Raw genomic sequence first — 2,502 nt, 5'->3', positions numbered from 1 at the left:
CGGTGCGGGCGTCGTCGTTCGGGCAGGCGGTCAGAAGAGGGTGGGTTCGCCGAAGCCGGGGGTGCGCTCTATTTCGAGGAGGCGCTGTTTGGTGGTGAGGCCGCCGGGGGCGGAGAAGCCGTGGAGGGCGTGATCTGCGGCGAGCACTCGGTGGCACGGGATGATCAGCGGGATGGGGTTGCGGCCCAAGGATTGGCCGACAGCCTGGGCGCCGCCGGGAGCGCCGATGCGGTTGGCGACCGTGCCGTAGTTGAGGGTGTGGCCGGGGTCGATGGCCCGGGTGACCTCGTAGACGGCTCGGTCGAAATCGTTGAAGAGGGTGGGGTCCACGGGGATCCAGCGAAGGTCGTCGAGTTCGCCGGTCAGATGGGCCTGGATGCGGGCGATGGCCTCGGCCATCTCGGGGGTGGGGGCGGCCTCGTGGAGGTCGGCGCGGCGGTGACGGCGCAGGATGTGGGTACGGGTGGCCGCCGGGTCGCGGTCGGGGAGGGCGAAACGCAGGACGCCGGTGGCGCTCCAGGCGATGGCGCAGACGCCGATCGCGGTATCGAAGAGCGCCGCCGACGCCTGGGAGCGGACCGGGGCGGACATAAGGCCAGTGTGCACGGTGGCACCGACAGAACTCAGATTAAAGGCCAGTTTGCTAGAACTGGACTGATTCTTTGCGGCAGGGGATGGTGGACAGGGCCGCCGCAGCCGAAGCGTCACGGCCCGACCTCCGGCGCGCGGGCTCCGAGAGCGGGTCGGGGCGCAGGGAGGCGATGGCGGCGAGGTCCGAATACTGGCGGGCCGCTTCATATTCGCCGACCGACCAGTCTGACATGGGGGCATGCGGGCGATACCGCTCCAGCAGCACACCCCAGCGCTCGCCGGGTGCGGGCGCGAACCGGTACACGAGACCGGCGAACGCCGCGACAATCACGAAGGAACCGAGTAGTGCGACCATGACCCCATGGTGGCCTCGCCCTGGACTTGAAGAAAATATCCAGTGCCTGAATACTGGCCTGTATGGCGACACGAGTGATCGGCGCGGCCAGTCTCACCCGCGACCTGGGCCGGTGGCGTAACGACGAACCGGGCGCGACCGCGGACAACGGCAAACGGTCCGCGCGGCCCGCGTACGTGGCCCTGGCGGAGAGCATCCGCCTGCTCATCCACGACGGCCGCGCCCCGCTGGGCGTGGCCCTGCCCAGCGAACGCGATCTGTCCACCAGCCTCGCGGTCAGCCGCACCACCGTCACCTCCGCGTATTCGCTACTGCGCGAACACGGTTACCTGATCAGCCGTCAGGGTTCGCGCAGCACGGTGGCGCTGCCGCCGACCGTGGTGCACGACGGCGCGAAGCCGGCCCGCAGCATCCTGGCCATGATGGCGCAGCCGGAACTGCCGACCATCGACATGACCTACGCGGCCATGGCCGCCCCGCCGCAGATGACCGAGGCGTACTCCTTTGCCCTGCAAGGTCTTCCGACCTATCTGGGCACGCACGGCATGGACCCGGTGGGCGTGCTCATGCTGCGCGAGGCGCTGGCCCGCCGCTACACCGAACGCGGCCTGCCCACCGAACCGGACCAAATCCTCATCACCCTGGGCGCGCAGCACGGCCTGCGCCTGCTGCTCAATGTGCTCACCACCCCGGCCGAGCGGGTGCTGATCGAGCACCCCACCTACCCGAACGCCATCGAGGCGATTCGCGATGTGGGCGCGCGCCCGGTGCCGGTCCCGATGCGCCCGGACGGCTGGGATCTGGACGGAATCCGCAGTGCCGCACGGCAAACCGCCGCCAGCATGGCGTACCTGATCCCCGACTTCAACAACCCCACCGGCCATCTGCTGGACGCGGAGGGCCGCGCCGAGCTGGCCGCCATCGCCCGCGAGACCCGGATGACGGTGATCGTGGACGAGTCGATGGGCGACCTGAACCTGTCCGGTGTCGAATCCCCGCCGCCCGCGGCGGCTTTCGCCCGCGGTTCGGAGATCGTCACCATCGGTTCGGCGTCGAAGTCGTTCTGGGGCGGTCTGCGGGTCGGCTGGGTCCGCGCCAATCAGCCATTGATCACCAAACTGCTGGGCACCCGCTCCACCGTCGACCTCGGCACCCCGGTGATGGATCAGCTGGCTACCGTCCATCTGCTCCGCAACGAGGACGAGATCCTCCCCACCCGCCGGGCGCAACTCCGCTCCCGGCGCGCGGTCCTGCTGGAAACCCTCGCCGAGGAACTCCCCGACTGGCGGGTCACCCCCGGCGCGGGCGGCATGTCCCTGTGGGCCCAGCTTCCCGCTCCGGTCTCGACGGCGCTCGCCGCCACCGCGCCCAATCACGGCGTATTGCTCGCCGCCGGACCACGTTTCGGCGTCCAGGGCGCGTTCGAGCGGTTCATCCGCCTCCCGTTCACTCACGAGGAGGCCGATATCCGCGTCGCGGTGAAGTCGATCGCCGCGGCCTACCAGGGCCTCACCCCGCACGCCGCCGACCCGCTGGCCCCGCTCATCACCTACTGA

At 70.0% G+C, this 2,502-nt stretch carries 3 protein-coding genes; 1 reads left to right on the top strand and 2 read right to left on the bottom strand.

Going from position 1 to position 2,502, the window contains the following annotated elements:
• Positions 1 to 30 precede the first annotated feature (30 nt).
• Both ACFV4K_RS35400 and ACFV4K_RS35395 read right to left on the bottom strand, forming a co-directional pair.
• A complete protein-coding gene (locus ACFV4K_RS35400) occupies positions 31 to 591 on the bottom strand; it encodes a methylated-DNA--[protein]-cysteine S-methyltransferase (protein ID WP_379280653.1) in 561 nt (186 codons plus the stop codon).
• Positions 592 to 643: 52 nt separating this feature from the next.
• Entirely contained in the window at positions 644 to 946 is a 303-nt protein-coding gene (locus ACFV4K_RS35395; protein WP_379280652.1) for a hypothetical protein, read from the bottom strand.
• Positions 947 to 1,008: 62 nt separating this feature from the next.
• Here ACFV4K_RS35395 and ACFV4K_RS35390 point away from each other — a divergent pair, with 62 nt between their 5' ends.
• On the top strand, positions 1,009 to 2,502 hold the full coding sequence (locus ACFV4K_RS35390; RefSeq protein WP_379280651.1) for a PLP-dependent aminotransferase family protein: 1,494 nt from the start codon (positions 1,009 to 1,011) through the stop codon (positions 2,500 to 2,502).

The sequence above is a fragment of the Nocardia sp. NPDC059764 genome, assembly GCF_042732555.1.
Lineage (GTDB): Bacteria > Actinomycetota > Actinomycetes > Mycobacteriales > Mycobacteriaceae > Nocardia.
The sequence above is the reverse complement of the archived record's forward strand: the minus strand, read 5'-3'. Positions and strand labels throughout refer to the sequence as shown.

What these genes read in the sequence shown, in the direction of transcription:
- ACFV4K_RS35400 (WP_379280653.1), bottom strand. Translation starts at nt 591, where the DNA reads ATGTCCGCCCCGGTCCGCTCCCAGGCGTCGGCGGCGCTCTTCGATACC.
- ACFV4K_RS35395 (WP_379280652.1), bottom strand. Translation starts at nt 946, where the DNA reads ATGGTCGCACTACTCGGTTCCTTCGTGATTGTCGCGGCGTTCGCCGGT.
- ACFV4K_RS35390 (WP_379280651.1), top strand. Translation starts at nt 1,009, where the DNA reads ATGGCGACACGAGTGATCGGCGCGGCCAGTCTCACCCGCGACCTGGGC.